This is a genomic window from Amycolatopsis sp. NPDC051758 (assembly GCF_044453095.1).
GTDB lineage: Bacteria > Actinomycetota > Actinomycetes > Mycobacteriales > Pseudonocardiaceae > Amycolatopsis.
The window spans coordinates 19,558-35,746 of the sequence record NZ_JBITCJ010000025.1 but is presented as its reverse complement, the minus strand read 5'-3'; the positions used below and the strand labels follow the sequence as shown (position 1 = coordinate 35,746).

At 68.3% G+C, this 16,189-nt stretch carries 16 protein-coding genes; 14 read left to right on the top strand and 2 right to left on the bottom strand.

The genetic code is table 11. From position 1 onward, the window contains the following. The first annotated feature begins 272 nt into the window (after nucleotides 1-272). Nucleotides 273-2,555 carry an ATP-binding protein gene (locus ACIA5G_RS52365; protein WP_395937811.1) on the top strand — a complete coding sequence of 761 codons (2,283 nt, stop codon included), beginning with the start codon at nucleotides 273-275 and terminating at the stop codon, nucleotides 2,553-2,555. A gap of 114 nt (nucleotides 2,556-2,669) precedes the next feature. Here the strand turns inward: ACIA5G_RS52365 and ACIA5G_RS52360 are convergent, their stop codons facing one another. Continuing rightward, nucleotides 2,670-3,860, bottom strand: a complete 1,191-nt coding sequence (locus ACIA5G_RS52360) for a cytochrome P450 (RefSeq protein ID WP_395937809.1) — start codon at nucleotides 3,858-3,860, stop codon at nucleotides 2,670-2,672. Nucleotides 3,861-5,314: 1,454 nt separating this feature from the next. Here ACIA5G_RS52360 and ACIA5G_RS52355 point away from each other — a divergent pair. The 4 genes from ACIA5G_RS52355 to ACIA5G_RS52340 all read left to right on the top strand — a co-directional run bounded on the left by ACIA5G_RS52355 (nucleotide 5,315) and on the right by ACIA5G_RS52340 (nucleotide 7,804). Next, a complete protein-coding gene (locus tag ACIA5G_RS52355; RefSeq protein WP_395937807.1) occupies nucleotides 5,315-6,004 on the top strand; it encodes a hypothetical protein in 690 nt (229 codons plus the stop codon). An 11-nt stretch (nucleotides 6,005-6,015) separates the two neighbouring features. Beyond that, nucleotides 6,016-6,522 (top strand): hypothetical protein, encoded by a 507-nt coding sequence (locus ACIA5G_RS52350; RefSeq protein WP_395937805.1) that lies wholly within the window; start codon nucleotides 6,016-6,018, stop codon nucleotides 6,520-6,522. 97 nt (nucleotides 6,523-6,619) lie between these two features. Continuing rightward, on the top strand, nucleotides 6,620-6,835 hold the full coding sequence (locus ACIA5G_RS52345) for a hypothetical protein (RefSeq protein WP_395937803.1): 216 nt from the start codon (nucleotides 6,620-6,622) through the stop codon (nucleotides 6,833-6,835). A gap of 417 nt (nucleotides 6,836-7,252) precedes the next feature. After that, a complete protein-coding gene (locus ACIA5G_RS52340; protein WP_395937801.1) occupies nucleotides 7,253-7,804 on the top strand; it encodes a hypothetical protein in 552 nt (183 codons plus the stop codon). Nucleotides 7,805-8,176: 372 nt separating this feature from the next. Here ACIA5G_RS52340 and ACIA5G_RS52335 read toward each other — a convergent pair whose 3' ends face one another. Next, nucleotides 8,177-8,827, bottom strand: coding sequence for a prepilin peptidase (locus tag ACIA5G_RS52335; RefSeq protein ID WP_395937799.1), 651 nt, complete (start codon nucleotides 8,825-8,827; stop codon nucleotides 8,177-8,179). A gap of 18 nt (nucleotides 8,828-8,845) precedes the next feature. Here ACIA5G_RS52335 and ACIA5G_RS52330 point away from each other — a divergent pair, with 18 nt between their 5' ends. From ACIA5G_RS52330 to ACIA5G_RS52290, 9 genes are all read left to right on the top strand, one after another. After that, the gene (locus tag ACIA5G_RS52330) at nucleotides 8,846-9,484 is read left to right on the top strand and encodes a hypothetical protein (RefSeq protein WP_395937797.1); all 639 of its coding nucleotides are present in this window, start codon (nucleotides 8,846-8,848) and stop codon (nucleotides 9,482-9,484) included. Then, nucleotides 9,478-10,497, top strand: coding sequence for a hypothetical protein (locus tag ACIA5G_RS52325; RefSeq protein ID WP_395937795.1), 1,020 nt, complete (start codon nucleotides 9,478-9,480; stop codon nucleotides 10,495-10,497). Before ACIA5G_RS52330 ends, ACIA5G_RS52325 begins: the two co-directional genes overlap by 7 nt. A gap of 325 nt (nucleotides 10,498-10,822) precedes the next feature. Further along, nucleotides 10,823-11,314 (top strand): hypothetical protein, encoded by a 492-nt coding sequence (locus tag ACIA5G_RS52320; protein WP_395937793.1) that lies wholly within the window; start codon nucleotides 10,823-10,825, stop codon nucleotides 11,312-11,314. Continuing rightward, nucleotides 11,314-12,228 (top strand): carbon monoxide dehydrogenase maturation protein, encoded by a 915-nt coding sequence (locus ACIA5G_RS52315; RefSeq protein ID WP_395937791.1) that lies wholly within the window; start codon nucleotides 11,314-11,316, stop codon nucleotides 12,226-12,228. The genes ACIA5G_RS52320 and ACIA5G_RS52315 overlap by 1 nt, the downstream gene beginning before the upstream one ends. Nucleotides 12,229-12,236: 8 nt before the next feature. After that, on the top strand, nucleotides 12,237-13,589 hold the full coding sequence (locus ACIA5G_RS52310; RefSeq protein WP_395937866.1) for a CpaF family protein: 1,353 nt from the start codon (nucleotides 12,237-12,239) through the stop codon (nucleotides 13,587-13,589). Then, nucleotides 13,586-14,518, top strand: a complete 933-nt coding sequence (locus ACIA5G_RS52305; protein ID WP_395937789.1) for a type II secretion system F family protein — start codon at nucleotides 13,586-13,588, stop codon at nucleotides 14,516-14,518. The genes ACIA5G_RS52310 and ACIA5G_RS52305 overlap by 4 nt, the downstream gene beginning before the upstream one ends. Further along, on the top strand, nucleotides 14,515-15,408 hold the full coding sequence (locus ACIA5G_RS52300) for a type II secretion system F family protein (protein ID WP_395937787.1): 894 nt from the start codon (nucleotides 14,515-14,517) through the stop codon (nucleotides 15,406-15,408). Before ACIA5G_RS52305 ends, ACIA5G_RS52300 begins: the two co-directional genes overlap by 4 nt. A gap of 65 nt (nucleotides 15,409-15,473) precedes the next feature. After that, the gene (locus ACIA5G_RS52295) at nucleotides 15,474-15,671 is read left to right on the top strand and encodes a hypothetical protein (protein WP_395937785.1); all 198 of its coding nucleotides are present in this window, start codon (nucleotides 15,474-15,476) and stop codon (nucleotides 15,669-15,671) included. Nucleotides 15,672-15,733: 62 nt separating this feature from the next. Further along, nucleotides 15,734-16,144: a TadE/TadG family type IV pilus assembly protein gene (locus ACIA5G_RS52290; protein WP_395937783.1), complete on the top strand. Its 411-nt coding sequence runs from the start codon at nucleotides 15,734-15,736 to the stop codon at nucleotides 16,142-16,144. The last annotated feature ends 45 nt before the right edge of the window (nucleotides 16,145-16,189 follow it).

Genomic DNA, 16,189 nt, shown 5'->3' with positions numbered 1-16,189 from the left:
GCACTGCTCATCGCCGCGGCCGGCCGGAGCAAATCGGCGGGCAGACGGCAGCGGCAAGGAGGCTAGGTAGGTGAGTGGTCCTATGTCGGTTGTAAAGGCAAGGGAGGGCGGCCACGGTCGGCGTTGCGAGACGTTGGCGACCGCACTTGACGTAAGGGAGCGGGGCCAGCATGACCGAGGGCGCCCCTAGAGCCGACTTCGGCGCTGGTAGCAGCGACGCGTCCCCGGATGAGTGGGCGGTGAGCTTGCCGGCCGCAGTCGGGGATACCCAGATGACCAGCTTCGTCGGCCGATCTGACCTTATCGCTCAAGCGAAGCACCGGCTCCGCAACGCACGCCTGATCACCCTGCTCGGCCTGGGTGGCGTGGGAAAGAGTCGTCTACTGCTACGGCTGGCCGCCGACCCGGAGGTGAAGAAGGCTTTCCCGGATGGAGTCTGGGTCGTCCGATTGGTCGACGTGCCGGTACGAGGTGACCTGGTCGCGGCAGCATGCGCGGACCAGTTGGGCCTGCTGGACAACGCGGACGGTTCGCCCGACGCTCGGTTGCGGGACTTCTTTCGGGATCGACGCGCTCTGCTGATGCTCGACAATTGCGAACATCTAACAGAGGGAGCCATCGGCGCAGGGCAGGTGTCCCAGCTGCTGCACACACTCTTGCCGGCCGCGCCGATGGTGAGCGTGATTGCGACCAGTCGGATTCGGCTGGGAGTAGCAGGCGAGCACCTGCTGCACATCGAACCACTGTCATCTGCCGACGCGCTGAACCTGTTCCTCGACCGCGCCCAGGCCACCGGCAGGACGATCACAGAAGCTGAACTGCCGACCGCAGAACGCCTGTGCGAGATGTTGGGCGGCCTGCCGTTGGCCATTGAGCTTGCGGCCGGACAACTCGATGTGATGACGCTGGCAGAGGTGGCCGAGCATCCGCAGTTGCTGCGCCTTCTCGTTGACGGGCTGTCCGAACAACGCCATCACCGCACGATGTATGCGACCATCAAATGGTCTTACGACCTGCTGGATGAGCAGGAACGGCGTGTGCTGGCCATCGTCTCGATCTTTGAGGGCGGATTTGAGCTCGATGCGGCCATCGAGGTTTGCTCGAAATCCGGTGTCAGCGCGTCGCGGGTTCCGGCTCTGTTGCGAAGCCTGGCTCGCAAGTCCCTGCTGCTGGCCGAGGAAACCGGAGGGCGCACCCGCTACCGCATGCTCGAGCTTATCCGCCAGTTCGGCCTGCAGTTGGTGTCTGAAGCCGATGAAGAGCGTCAACTCCGTTCTACCCATGCGCGATACGTGCTCGATTTCGCCTCAAGTATCCGAGAACGATGGTTCGGTGAGCAGGAGCCCGCTCTGCTGCTGCGGATGCGAGCCGAGCTCCCTAACTCGCGCGCTGCCCAAGAATTTCTCCTGTGCTCGGCTCACACCGCTGAAGAAGGGCTCCAGCTGGCCGTCGATATCACAGCGTCGCGCGCATTTGTGTTCGCGGGCGTGTTGGCCGACTGCCGGCGCATGTTGACCCGTGGGCTTGAGAAGCAACGCCGGGCCGCGCCAGGCTTGGTGCAGGTAGCAGCGCTCAGCCAGATCGCCTGGATTGCGCAGATCCAGGGCAGTGACGCTGCTGGCCCTGCCCTGGAGGCGGCTGAGCAGCTCGCCGCTCGCCTTGGCTGCAAGGAATCGTTCGGACCATTGTTGTATGCCCGGGGTTGCCGTCTGTGGCTGGGAGAGCCGGATCAGTATCGTGCGCGCGACAGCATCACCCTGCTTGCCCGGGCGGAGGCGGCCTTCGCGGAGTCCGGAGATCACGGCAACGAGTACATGGCGGCACTGTACGGTGCGATGGCGACAGCGTTCCTGGGCAGCGCGGACGCTGCCTTCGCAGCGAGTGCTCGGGTACTGGAGTTGGCCACCGTAGCGGATGCACAGTGGTGCATTTCGTGGGCCAAATGGACCTGTGGTCTGACGGAACTGCTCCACGGCAGCCTCCAGGCCGCTGTTGCGCTGGCGCAGGAAGCGCTGCGGATCCAGCTAACTATCAAGGATCGATGGGGACCACCCTGGTCGCTGTGGCTGATCGCACTGGTCCTGCTGCGGATGGCCAAGTTCGAGCAAGGTGCGTGTCTGCTCGGAGGAGCGCGCGTCGCTCAGCGAGTGACCCAAACCAGCGTGCTGGGGTTGTCACAATTCTTGCGCGTCCAGCGTGGCATTGAATCATACGCACGCCAGAGGTTCGGTGACAGGTTCGATGTTGAACTCAAGGTCGGGGAACACCACGCAGCGTCGATCGACGAGGTCTACGCGTTGGCCTTGCAAAAGTTCGATACAGCAGACGAGGTCCAGACCATACCGCCGGCCGCGCACAAGCTGACCGAGCGTGAACTGCAGATTGCCAAGCTGGTTTCGGTGCCGTTGAGCAACGAAGAAATCGCTGTAGAACTCGGGATCAGCCAACGGACGGTGGAGAAGCACGTACAGAGGATCCTCGCCAAGTACAACTTGAATACCCGAACGGATATCGCTGTTTGGTACCTGCGTGCCGTCGCCCCGCTGGAGTCGTGACGGTCGCGGAGCATAGGAGGGCGCGTCGGGCGCGTCGGGACCGCCGGCGGCGATCGCGTCCTGGTCCGTAGGTGGGCTGTGCTGCGTGGCTGTGCGGTTGCGGTAGGTTGCCGCTCAACGACCGCCGAGTATCACAGGCAATGCGCTGAAACCGTTCATGATGACACTGGGATTGTGGCGCAGCTGAGCGGCTCCAATGGCTAGGTGTGCGTTAGGAAATGTGCGGGTCAATGCGGTAAACGCCACTTCGGCCTCCAGGCGTGCCAGAGGAGCACCGAGGCAGTAGTGGATCCCGTGTCCGAATGAGAGATGGGTGGCGTTGCGACTCACGTCGAGGTTGTCGGCGTCCCTGTACCGTTGCGGATCGCGACCGGCGCTCAAGAGTGACACAAGCACGATCTCATCGGCGGGGATCACCACCCCGCCGTACTGAACCGGCTCCGTGGTCCAGCGGTACGTCGCCACGCGGACGGGACTGTCGATTCGCAGTATCTCTTCGATAGCACCCGGAACGAGCTCCGGGCGACGGTCGAGCAAATGCCAGCGCTGTGGATCGGCCAGCAAGTGGTAAATCCCGTTCCCGATCAAGTTTGTCGATGTCTCGTGGCCCGCGACGAACAGCAGGAACACCATGTCCATCACCTCGTCAGAGGTCAGCTCGCCACAGTCGGCGAGCTCGACCAACGCCGAAAGCAAGCCGTTGTCAGGGCTCGCGCGCTTGGCGAAGATCAGCTTGCTGAAGTAGTCCTCCATGGCGCGCGAGGCGGGGAGCACGCGGTCCGGGGTGTCCTCCATCATCGCGGTCGTCCAGTCGCGGAACTGATGACGCTCGTCCAGCGGCACGCCGAGCAGCTCACAGATCACGACCAGCGGCAGAGGGAACGCCAGGTGTTCGATCATGTCGACGGGGCGGTCGCGCGGCAAGTCATCGATTAGCTCGGAGACCAGGCGCTCGATGTCCGGGCGGAGCTGCCGGACCCGCCGGAGTGTGAAGACCTTGGACACCCGTCGGCGCAGCTCATCGTGACGAGGGTTGTCCAGGAATAGGATGCTCGACGAGCCGAACATCCTTGACAGCTCGGGAGTTTCGCCTACGCGCTCAAGCTGCGCGCCGAGAATGCGGTGTATGCCCGCGCTGTCCTTGCTGAGGCGCTCGTCTGTGAGCGCGGCCAGCGCATCAGCGTGGTCTCCGATCACCCATGCGGTCACACCGCTGGGCAGGGTCGCCTGATGTACAGACCCCTGCTCCCGCTGTGCCTTCGCGGCTTCATGGGCGCGTTCCCAATCGAAGATCTTCGAGGTCATGGTTGCCCTCCAGCCCTCTCCGTCGTCCGGCAGCGAGCCCCACGCGCACGGCCGCGACCGACGTGACCTGACGACTCCGCACCGCCGTGCGCGGCAGACGAATCCACCGCTGTCACGACTCGCCGAGTGCCGTACCCCGTCGGCCGACCGACGACATTCCCACGTCTCAGCATGGTGGACTTGCCTCGGTCAGCCATCGGCGCAAACACGTAGCTCGTCCCGACACGACCACGTAGCCACTGCCTAGACGTACGTGCAGACACGTACGCCCAGCCCGGTCGCCCCGTCGACAAGCCCGACAACTCACTGGCGAGTGGCAGTCCGCAGGTGGGTCGAATATCGATCAAATAATTGAAACTCAAGAAACCCGGATGCATCGAAGGATTCAGTCGCCGCCAAGATCGTTCCCTGCCACAAGTGCTGCTCTGTGTAGTAGGGCACGTGCACCTGATCGGCGCAGGTACGTGCAGACCCGTACTGCATCCGTGTCAGTATGCCACGCTGAGTGATAAATACGTGCGCTCGCGCATTGACGGCACGTGCCCCGATCGGTCTATCGTTTCTCCAGTCGCCAAGCCCGACGCGGGTTGTCGGGATCGGATCTGATAGAGGCGGTTGCCCAGCCGGGACCGGCGTAAGGAAACGACTCTGCCGGACTGGTATCAGCTCTTTCGTTCCGAGCGCATCAGCGTGGACAAATCTTCAGTGGAATTGAGGATCACATGATTAACTCGGATGGCAACGCGTATGAGTGTCCCGCTGTGAGCACGGTGCTTGTCGTTCGAGACGACGAGACAGGGTGGGCGCACGTCGCCTACGACATCGACCCGCGACGAAAACCGCGAACCGCCGGGTTCGTCCTGTGCGACAGCGAGCGCGCTCTGCTAACGGGAATGACAGCGGCCGGCTTCCGCTTGGCGACCGCATACCGCGTGGATTCGTCTTCGACTGCGTTTCTCTTCGAGCGAGCCGCCGCATGCGTCGCAACCACGCCGAAGCCTTCCCGCAGTCACGCCGCGGGCGACGACCTGGGTGCGGCTCCGGCCGCGTGCACGAGGCGGTCGCTGCACTTGGTGCGGTAAGCGGTCAGCCTGCCGTCGCATTACGGCGTTCAGAATTGTTTCTCGGCTCGCCGATGGGCGTCTCGCGTCGTCCGATCGACCGTGTGCTCCGGTGGTCGATCGGCGGTTGACGCCTACTCGGCGACACGACGGATTTGCCGGACGGGTCGCTCAACTCATTGTGGCTCAACGAAATCGCGCAGCTCTTCCTCATCGGCAGCTGCCGAACGCGTCTGGAGACTGAAGATGGCAATACAATCCCTACGAGCAAACCCGGCAATCAGCCTCAGCGAACCCCAACTGCGAGGGCGGCTGACCGCGCTCGTCGGCGGCACCACGGCCATGGGCGGCGGAATCGCGCTGCTGGTGTGGTCACGACTGGGGATGGTTCCCATGGACGTGCTGCACGCCGCGTTCAGTCACGCCTTCGGCTGGTCGTTCGGCAGCAGCATCCTGGTGTGCCAGTTCATCCTGGCCGCGACGTTCCTGCCGCTGCGAATCCGACCAGGCATCGCCACAGTCGTCGCCTTCATCATCCCCGCGATCGTAGCTGACGCCGTTCTTTCGATCATGCCGTCTGTCGATCGACTGCCGCTGCCCGAGACGCTGGCATTGTTGATCCGAGCACTGGCCCTTTTGCTCGGCGGACTGCTCTTCTGCGCCGGCGTCGCCGCCTACCTCGCGGCCGCCCTGGGGCAGCTTCCGCGCGATGGACTCATGCTCGTGCTGGCTGGCGCGCGAGACATCACCCAGGCAGAACCGCGGCGCCTCGCGCTCGCCCGCATCGGCATCGACATAACATGCGTCGCCGGTGGCGTCGCTCTGCTCGGGCCCGCGAACGCGACACATCTCGGAGCGCTGGCACCCGGAACTCTGCTTATGGCAGCCGGATCGGGTCCGCTCATCTCCTATCTCCGATGCCTCGCTGCCCGTCTTCCGGGACTCTCGTCAAGGTCTGCCAATCCCGCGCCTCGCAACGGAACCGAACGTCACCGGCGCACGCAACCCGCCAACTCCCGCAGCGCGAGCGCACGACACCAGCCGGCTTCGGCCATTCACGTCAAATCGAAAACTCACAGGTAGGGGAAACGATCATGACCGAACTCATGTCGCATCGTGACGTCCGGATCGATGTTGGGGAACTCGGCGAGGCCGTCATGGGACCACAGCGACAGCAGCTCACCGTCGCGGTGCACTCCGGCCTGGCCCCGATCCGAACCTTATCGTCCGGGACGGTGCGGATGGCCGGCGGTCACCACGCCCTACCGCACATCCACGCCGAGTCCGAGATTCAGGTGTACGTCGTCCGCGGCAAGATCGCCTCCCTGGTCGGCCCGGACCTGACACCGATCCTGCACGGCCCCGGTTCACTGCTCTACATCGCACCAGGGACCGAGCATGCGGGCGTGAACCTCGATCCATACGAGCCTGCCGACCTGGTCGAGTTCCGCACCGATCCGGCGTTCAACGCGGACGTGGTCCGCACCCCCGGCTTGGACGCGCTCGCCGAAAACCGCGTCACCGAGCTGCGCCGCGAGTACCTCCTCGGCCGCTGCGACGCGCAGTTGGCCATCCCGTCCGTGCACGCCGTCACCCGGTGACGATCACGGCCACGCACAAGCCCCCGCACAGTCACGTGCGGGCATCGGAAACACACCTCCACCGCGGCCGCAGCCGCACCAACGGAAAGGAACCGTCATGCAGAACACCCAGGTCGTCCGGGCCATCCTCGCCGGAACATTCATCGTCGCCGGGATCGTGGCCGGAGCGGGTGCCGCGTCCGCCGCGACGACGCACCTGTCCACCTCGGCCGCCACTGCGCTCAGTCCCGACACACGCGAGGGCTCGATCACCGACGCATCCACCGCCGGGGCGCCGGCAGTGGCTCCCGACGGCACCCGGATCTGGTCGTAACGGCCGGAGCCAACCTGCACCGCGAGCCGAATCTCCCGTCCGCTGGTCGCGGCGGAGAAATCGAACCACTGGCGATTCACGTCACGCAATCCACGCGTCGACTGGCAATAAACGCTGCCCTACATCGGGCGGCCCGGCAAAATTAAATATCCGCCTCAATGCCTCTTGACTTCGATTGTTTTCTTGGGCAGCGTAGGCGGTATCAGCAACCACAGGCGCTGATCGTGGGGTCACCACAGTAAGTCCGAGCCTCTGCGTGTGTCGACAGGTTGGGGAACCTGGCAGCACGATGCACGCGATCGACGGTGGATCGCAACTCTCATCCACCGGAAAAGAGAATCGGTTCTCCGTGAACCGTAGGCTCGGGTGGGACTCCTCGAATTTCGGTCAAGAAATTCCACCAGAGGAGCAAAAATGATGTTGTCTCATCGAATCCGTCTCGGGATCGTCGGCGCCGTCGCGGCGGCAACAGTGGCCGGGGGCGCTGGTCTTGCCGAGGCGGCCACCGCCCCGGCGCCAGGGACGTCGCCCGCCGCGTCCAGCGCGAACCGGGACGTCGGCGTCCCGAGCGAGATCGATTCCTCGGCACCGGCGATCGCGCCGGACGGTACCCGGATCTGGGGGCTGACGGCCCTCCCGTTCGGAGGGCACGCCACCCGGGCCAAGGGCACGACACAGGACGGGCGGGCGCAGACGAAGCTGAGCTCGATCGAGGTGGACATCCGCGGCTCGGGCGCCCGGCTCCGCAGCTCGGTGCCCAGCGGTTCCGTGATTGCGCTGGCCTACCCCGGCCAGACCGCATGGGGAGGCTGCCAGATCCACGGCAGTGACGGCTGGGTGTGGGGCTGGCTGACCGTGCAGACCTCGGCTGGCTGGCGATCCGGCTGGATGCGCCACGACTTGTGGTCGATCACCCAGCACACCTACCCCGGCGGTGGTGGCGACCCGACGAACCTGCCCTGGTGCTGAACCCGCGAAGGTCGATGACCCACCGGCCACGGTGACATCACCTCTGGGCTCGTGAGCCCGGCGGCCACCTCTCCCCACGTCGATGGTGGCCGCCTCCCCGGGAGGCGGCCGGCGAAAACCACCCTCAACCGCCGGTCGCCTCCCCTCACCCCTTCCAGCGAAAGCGCAGTCATGAACCAACCACGCAGCCATCCCACTTCCGCGCAGCAGCCTCTGACGCGATTCACCGAATCCGTGCTTGCCGCACCGAAGGCACCGCGACAACAAGCGTCGGTTCTGGGGCCCGCCCTGCGCATCGTTCACGTGACGGTGCGGCATCTGCACGTCCTGCGGCTGCGGATGAACGCGCGGGGCGTGGTCGCTGCGGTCGGTTCAGCCGCTCGTGAGGATCATGACGAGTGCGCCGCCGAACAGGCATGGTCCGAACGGCACCGTGGAATCGCCCTGCGTGGCGCTGCGGTGTGCGCCGGGGATGACGAGCATCAGCAACGCCAGCACGGAGGCCACCACCAGCGAGCCTGCCGCCTGCGGCCAGCCGGTCCAGCCGGTCACGGCGCCGACGACGGCCGCGACGACGATGTCTCCGGCCCCCACGCCGCCGTTGGTGAGCACGGCCAGCACGAGAAGCAGCGCACCGGCGGCCAGCAGGGCGCCGACCGCGCGCACCCCCGGTTCAGCGTCGTGACGAGCCAGACACAGGGCCCCGAACCCGGCGACCACGCCCGCCAGCTGTGGCCAGGCGAGCTGCCGAGGCAGGCGATGCTCGCACCAGTCCACGACCGCCAACGGCACGCCGAGCACCGCCGCGAACCCGTACACCGCGAACTCACCGCGATCACTGACCCGCCAGGCCAACAGCGCCAGCAGCGCCGCGGTGACCACGGCACCCAGCCACCACGAACTGACGATCTCGCTCGTGTCCCGCAGCAGCCGACGGGTGAGCGCGCTCGAGGCGGCACCGAGCCCCAGCCCGACGACAGCAGTGCCGAGGACCCACCACAGGCCGCTCATCGACAGCTGCATGACCCCTCCTGCTCGCGCGTGATCACTCTGCCCGCCATCTTGCCCGGTTGCACCGTCATCCGGCTCACGCGCGACCGGCGGGGGAGTGCGCCGGCGCGCAGTGGCCGGCGCCTCGCCGTTGTTGCCGCTGCGGTACTCGGGTTCGTGGTGAGCGCTTGCAGCTCGGGCAGCGCCGACGCTCCGGCATCCTCGGCAAGCATGCCGACGGCGGTGGTTCCGACCGCCACGACCGCGTCGCCTGCCAGTACGGCGAAGCAAAAAGCGGTCGATGCCTACCTGGGTATGTGGCGGGACGTCGCCGTTGTGGCGACTACGTCGGACTGGCGGTCGCCTCGGCTGGCCGAGCACGCTACCGGCGACGCGCTCTCGGTGCTCTCGCGTCAGCTCTACGCCGATCACTACAACGGCCTGATCAGCAAAGGCACCCCGAGCAATTCCCCGGTCGCCCAATCCGTCGACTCGCCCTACGAGCCGAAAACGGTCGTGATCAGCGACTGTTCGGACGCGAGCACCTGGCTGAAGTACCGGGCGGACAACGGGAAACCGGCCGATGACGAACCGGGCGGCAGGCACCGGATCAATGCCGAAGTCAAGCTGGCCGTCGACGGTTCCTGGCGCGTGACCCGATTCGCCGTAGAAGGCACCGGATCATGCTGACCACCGCCCGCCGCTTCGGCATCGTCGCCGCTTCGGCATCTGCGGTGATGCTGGCGAGCGTCGCGCCTGCGGTCGCGGGTGACTGGTACGGCGACATCGACTGTGGACAGAACTCCTACCCCGGCTGCGAGCTCGGCGCGGGCCAACGCGGCCGTGACGCGCCCGCACCCCGGCCAGACCCCCACCCGGACGCGTCGAAGCCCCAGCGCGGGCAGCGCACCACGCCAACGCCGCCAGGCGACCGGATTGTCGATGGCGAGGACACCCGGGCGGACTGCTCGTACGTCCGCAGCGACTACCAGCCACCGTCCACCGGAATCCAGACCGCGAGCCATCGCCTGCACCGCTCGAGAGCAGAAGGCATGCAATTCGCGTCCCTGGCACAGGCTCGCTCCGACGTCTCTCGGCTGGTACAGGCGCCTGGCCAGGGCGGGGCGTGGTACGTCTACCAATGCTCCGGGCCCGGCTCGCGCGATGCGCTATTCCGGGCGCCTGAGTGGATCGCCGACGGGCAAGCGCCCGGCGCAGCCCCGGTACCCTCACCTCAGCAGCTGGCCGAGCAGGCCCGCTCACAGCTGCGGCTCCCTAGCCCGGTGATCGCGTCGAGCCCGGCCGGCACGCAGCTGGTCCGGCTGCCGACGTGGCTGTGGCTGGACCGGACGATGTGGCAGCCGCACTCGGCGACGGCAGCGGTGCCCGCGGTCTCGGTCACCGCGACCGCGACCCCGACCTCGGTGTCCTGGTCCACCGGCGACGGAACCACCGTCACCTGCGCCGGTGCCGGAACACCTTTCCCCGCAGGCGGCGCTGCGCAGACCGCATCGCCGGATTGCGGACATACCTACCAGAGATCCTCGGCCGGCAGCCCCAGTGAACGGTTCCCGATCACCGCAACGGTGTCGTGGCGCATCACCTGGGCCGGCGGAGGCGCCGCAGGCGTTTTCCCGGACCTCACCAGCAGCGCCGTCGCCTCCCTGCGCGTCGCGGAAGCGCAGGCACTCGGCACCGGGTAAGCCCACTGGCCGCCCCCGCACCACCCACATTCGTTTCCTGATCCCGTGTTCGCGCACATTGCCGATAGCGCGCCACCGGGCGAGCTGCACCTTGGAGGGGAGTCTCGTGACCAGCACCGACAGTCTTGGACACGGCCAGAAGCCCGCTGACCCATCCATGCCGGCGTCGTGGCTGGACCGCACCGGCGAACCCGCCACACCGACGTCCCGGCGGGGCCCGCGGAAAGTGCCACACCTGGCTGCCGGTGCGCTGCTCGTCCTCCTTTGCGTCGGCGGAACCGTCTGGTGGACCACCAGCACCCAAGACCGAACGCCGACCCTGGCAGTGGCCAGGACCGTCACCGTCGGGCACGTGCTCACCAACGCCGACCTGCGCACAGTCGACGTCTCCGCATCGCCGGGAACCGCACTCGTCCCGGCCGCCGACGCCGCAAGCGTCCTCGGCCGTCCGATGGCGACCACCCTCGGGCCCGGCGCCCTGTTGACCCCGGACTCGATCGGCTCCGCCCGGCTGCCCGCCGCCGGCCGCGCGATCGTCGCCGTCGGGGTGAAGCCCGGGCAATTCCCGCCCGAACTGACCGCCGGCACCCCGATCACCGTGATCGTCACCGCCGACACGACGCAGCCCTCGACCACCGTGCCGGCACCGGCGGCAGGAACGACCTGGCGCGCCACCGTGCTCGGTGTCGCACCGGCCGGCACGGACCAGACCACGGTGGTCTCGCTCGACCTCACCTCCACCGACGCCGAGCAGCTGGCACAGGTCCCGGCCGGCCAGCTCGCCGTGGTGATGCAGCCCGCGGGCGGTGACCGCTGATGCTGATCGCCTTGTGCTCGGTCCACGGCTCGCCGGGCGTGACCACCCTGGCTGTTGCCCTCGCCACACACTGGCCCCGCGCCGCACACACCCGCAGGCTGATCGCCGAGATCGACCCGGCCGGCGGCGACCTGGCGATGCGGCTGAACCTGCCGATGACACCCGGACTGGCCAGCCTCGCCGCCGCCGCACGCCGGCAGCCTCGCCCCGAGGTCGTCTGGGAACATACCCACGCGCTGCCCGGCGGCGTGCGAGTGCTCCTCGCCCCGCCCGGCAGCAGGCACACGCGCGCCGCACTGCATCTCCTGACGAGCGCCCAGCCCCAGCTGCTGCCTGCCACCGCTCGCGAATCCGGCGTAGCGGTGCTGGCGGACTGCGGCCGGGTCGATCCCGGCACACCAGCCGAGGCAATCGCGCGCCACGCGGACGCACTCGTACTGATCAGCGGCACGCACGGCGAGGACCTGGCCCACACCGCAGCACGGCTGAGGGAGCTGGCCCGCTGGACGCCACGGCCCGGACTGCTGCTCACCGGCGACGGCTATCCGACCGCCGAGGTCGAGCGCGAGCTCGGCGTGCCGACCATCGGGCGCCTTCCCCACGATCCGGCGGCCGCATCCGCCGTGACGGGCCATCGGCCACCGCTTGCGCGCCGCCGCCGGACCGGCGGACTGGCCCACCATGTCGCCGCACTCGCTCGCACCCTGGCCACACCCACCTCCGCCGTCCCGCCGCCAACGGCCGCCGACGCGAGCACCGCAGACACAACGACGGCGGGCCCCCGCGCCGGCGGAAGCGCAACGGCTGCACCGTCCCGGGCCGACCTGGCTCCCGGGCGCATGCGGCCACCGGTCGGTGATCTGTCCGGGGGCGGTCGCCCGTCGCCACCAGCGGGGACGGAGCCACGCACGTGACCGCGAACATGCACCCCACGCCACCGTCGACGGCAGACGCTGCGCGGCGGCTCCGCACGCGCCTGCGGCACGCGCTCACCACCGACCTGCCCGCACGTGTCGAGGCGATGACCCGACCGGACAAAGGCACGCTGCCGCTTGTGCGGCGGCGCGAGATCGCCCGCGAGGTCCTCGCGGGCGCCCTCGCCGCGCACAGCGAGGCCGAGCTGGTCGCCGGCCGGGAACTGGCCGACTCCGGCACCGAGGCAAGGCTTGTCGAGCAGGTGCTGGACGAGGTGTTCGGCCTCGGCGGCCTGCAGCCACTACTGGCCGATCCGACGGTGGAGACGATTGCAGTCAACCGCTACGACCGCGTGTTCGTCCAGTACACCGACGGCCGTCGCACCCAGGCCGCACCGGTGGCCTCCTCGAACGACGAACTGACCGACTTGATCCGCACCCTGGCCGCGCGGGCGTCCTCGGAAGAGCGCCGCTTCGACCGCGGGTCACCTGCGCTGAATCTGCAACTGCCCGGCGGTGAGCGGCTGTTCGCGGTCCTCGGCCTGACCGCGGGCGGGGTGACAGCGTGCACCATCCGCCGGCACGGCTACCTCACGGCCACCCTCGCCCAGCTTCGCCGCCGCGGCACCCTCGACGTGGGGTTGGAGCGGTTCCTGCGCGCGCTGGTGCGGGCGCGCAAGAACCTGCTGATCACCGGCGGCACCAGCGCCGGAAAAACCACCATGTTGCGGGCGCTCGCCGGCGAAATGGAGCCGCTGGAACGGCTCGTGACCATCGAAGACGCCTTCGAACTGGGACTCGGGCTGGATCCCGACCTGCACGCCGACGTCACCGCACTGCAGGCCCGCGAAGCCAACGTGGAGGGCGAGGGCGCCATTGATCAGGCCGAGCTGGTCCGCTGGGGCCTGCGGATGAGCCCGGACCGGGTGATCGTCGGCGAGATCCGCGGGCCCGAGGTCATTCCGATGTGCAACGCCATGTCCCAGGGCAACGACGGCTCCATGGCCACCCTGCACGCAAGCAGCTCGAAAATCGCCTTCACCCGGCTCGCGTCCTACGCCGCGCAAGGCCCGGAACGGCTGCCGCTGGAAGCCACCGCGCTTCTCGTAGCGAGCGCGGTGCATTTCGTCGTGCACCTGGACCGCGCGGCCGACCGGACGACGCGGGTGATCTCGTCAGTTCGCGAGGTGGTCGACGCCGAGGCCGGGGCGGTGATCTCCAACGAGGTCTACCGCCGCGGCCCGGACCGCCGCGCGGTACCGGTGGCCGGGGCGTTACGCACGGACACGCTTGATGACCTGGTCACGGCCGGGTTCGACCCAGACCTGCTGTGCCGCCCGGAGGGCTGGTGGACGCCATGAGCCCCGCCACCACCACGATCATCGCCGCCGCGCTCGGGCTGGGCAACGCCGTCGGCGTGCTCGTGATCGTCGCTGCCTGGAGCCGAACCACGCCGCCATCGGCACCCTCGCGCGGCGCACGGCTGATTCGTGCCGTTCGCAGCCGGGCCGGCGACCGGCGTGCCCTGGCTCGCCTGACAACGGCGATCGCCGCGGGCGCTGGGACCGGCGCCGCGACCGGGTGGATTGCCGGTGCGGTGCTGGCCGCCGCTGCGGTGTGGTTCTTGCCCTGGCTGGTCGGCCCGGACCGCGCCCACGCGCGGCGGGTCGCCCGGATCGAGGCGATCGCCTCCTGGACGGAAATGCTGCGCGACGTGCTCTCGGCCGCGGCCGGGCTCGAGCAAGCCATCCTCACCACCGCCCCGCTCGCACCCGCAGCGATCCGCGCCGAGGTCACCACGCTCACGACGCGGCTGGAAAGCGGGCAGCGCTTGGCGCCGGCTCTGCGAGCGTTGGCGCGCGAGCTGGACGACCCGAGCGCCGACCTCGTCCTCGCTGCCTTGATCCTCGCCGCGGAGCACCAGGCCCGCCAGCTCGGCGACTTGCTCGGCTCGCTGGCGACCACCGCTCGCGGCCAGGCCGCAATGCGGATGCGAGTGGAGGCCGGGCGGGCGCGGACCCGCACGTCGGTGCGGGTCATCGCCGCCACCACTCTCGCGTTCGCCGTCGGGATCGTGGTGATCAACCGCGCCTACCTTGACGTCTACAACACCGCGACCGGCCAAATCGTCCTGCTCGCCATCGGTGGGCTGTTCGCCGCTGGATTCACCTGGCTCGCCCGCATCGCCGCCGGGGGCGACCCCGTGAGGGTCCTGGCGCTGGGCGCTGCGGGTGCGACAGGTGCACGTGACGGCGGCGAAGCCAACGTCGGGACGGGCGGGCGCTCATGATTCCCGTTCTCGTCCTTGGTGCCGGCGTCGGCGTCGGCTTGTGGCTCCTGTTGACCTGGGCCTTGCCGCCTCGCCCGGCGTTGAGCGACCGGCTCGCGCACGCCAGCACACGAGCGCCGGCCGCGCCGATCGTGGTTCCGCGGGATGTCGCGTGGGTCGTGGCGTGGGGCCGGATATTCGTGCCCGCCCTGCGGATGCTCGGGCTGCCCGGCACGACGACCGCGAACGATCTGCGGATCACCGGCCGCGGCACCGACACCCACCTCGCCGCGAAAGCCCTGCTCGCCGCAGCCGGTTTGCTGGCGCCGTGGCTGCTGCAGGCCCTGCTGACCCTGGGTGGGCTGTCGCTGGGTGCGGAGGCTCCGCTGCTGGCCGGGCTCGTGCTTGCCGCACTGGGCTTCCTCGCCCCCGATCTCGACGTCCGGGCCAAGGCGACCCGGCTGCGACGCGACTTCCGGAGCGCGCTGTCGGCGTTCCTCGATCTCGTCTGGATCACCCTCGCCGGAGGCGCCGGCGTCGAGGCCGCACTCACCGACGCCGCAGCCGTCGGAACGGGAGTGGCGTTCAGCAAGATCCGCCGCGCCCTGCGTGCCGCGCAGCTGACCCGCACCATGCCGTGGGGCACGCTGCGCCGGCTCGGCGAGGAACTCGACATCGCCGAATTGTCGGAACTCGCCGCGTCGATCTCCTTGGCCGGCACCGAAGGTGCTCGAGTGCGGGCATCCCTGGCAGCGAAGGCACAGGCGCTGCGCACCCACCAGGTCACCGACGCCGAAGCCGAGGCCCAATCGGCCACCGAACGTATGGCGCTGCCGGTGACGCTGCTGTTCCTCGGCTTCCTCGGATTTATCGCCTACCCGGCGGTAGTTCAAGTCCTCAATGGACTCTAACCGGGCTCGGCTGCCCGCCGCGTCGCACGAAAGGTATTCCGAGACAAGGGAAAGAGATTGATGCCATGCTGCACCACATTCGTAGACTCTGGGCACTGATGCGGGCGCGCATCACCCTGTTGGGCGCTGACCCGGAGCGCGGGGAGATCACCACCACGGTCATCGTAACCGCACTGATGGCCATCGCCGCCATCGTCATCGTCGCGATCATCGTCGCCAAACTCACGGCGAAGGCGCAATCGATCGACCTCGGGCTCGGCTGACGATGCACAGCCGCCCCCTCCGAAATCACCGGAAGCGGCGACCACGAGACCGTGCTCAGCGGATGCGGGCACGCCTGCGGAGTGCCGTGGACGGAGACCGCGGCGAGGTCACCGTCGAACTGGTCATCGCAACGCCACTGCTGCTGCTGGCCTTGCTGGCGATCATCCAGCTTGCCGTGTGGTCGCACGCCACGCACGTCGCCCAGGCCGCCGCCTCCGAGGCACTGGCTGCCGCCCGCACCCAAGACGGCACGACCGAGACCGGGCTGGCCGCCGGCCGACGCCTGCTCGATGACCTCTCCGCCGGCCCCCTGCGCAACCCCGGCATCGAGGTGTCCCGCGACGTGGACACGGTGTCGGTGAGTATCGGTGGCGAGGCCGCCGCCGTCCTGCCGGGCGTGCACCTGCCCGTGCACGCCGAAGCATCAGGCGAAGTCGAGCGTTTCATGCCGAACGCAGCCTCCGCACCCTGACTTTCCTTCTCACACAGGAGATCTGGCTCCAGGGCCGAAAGGACA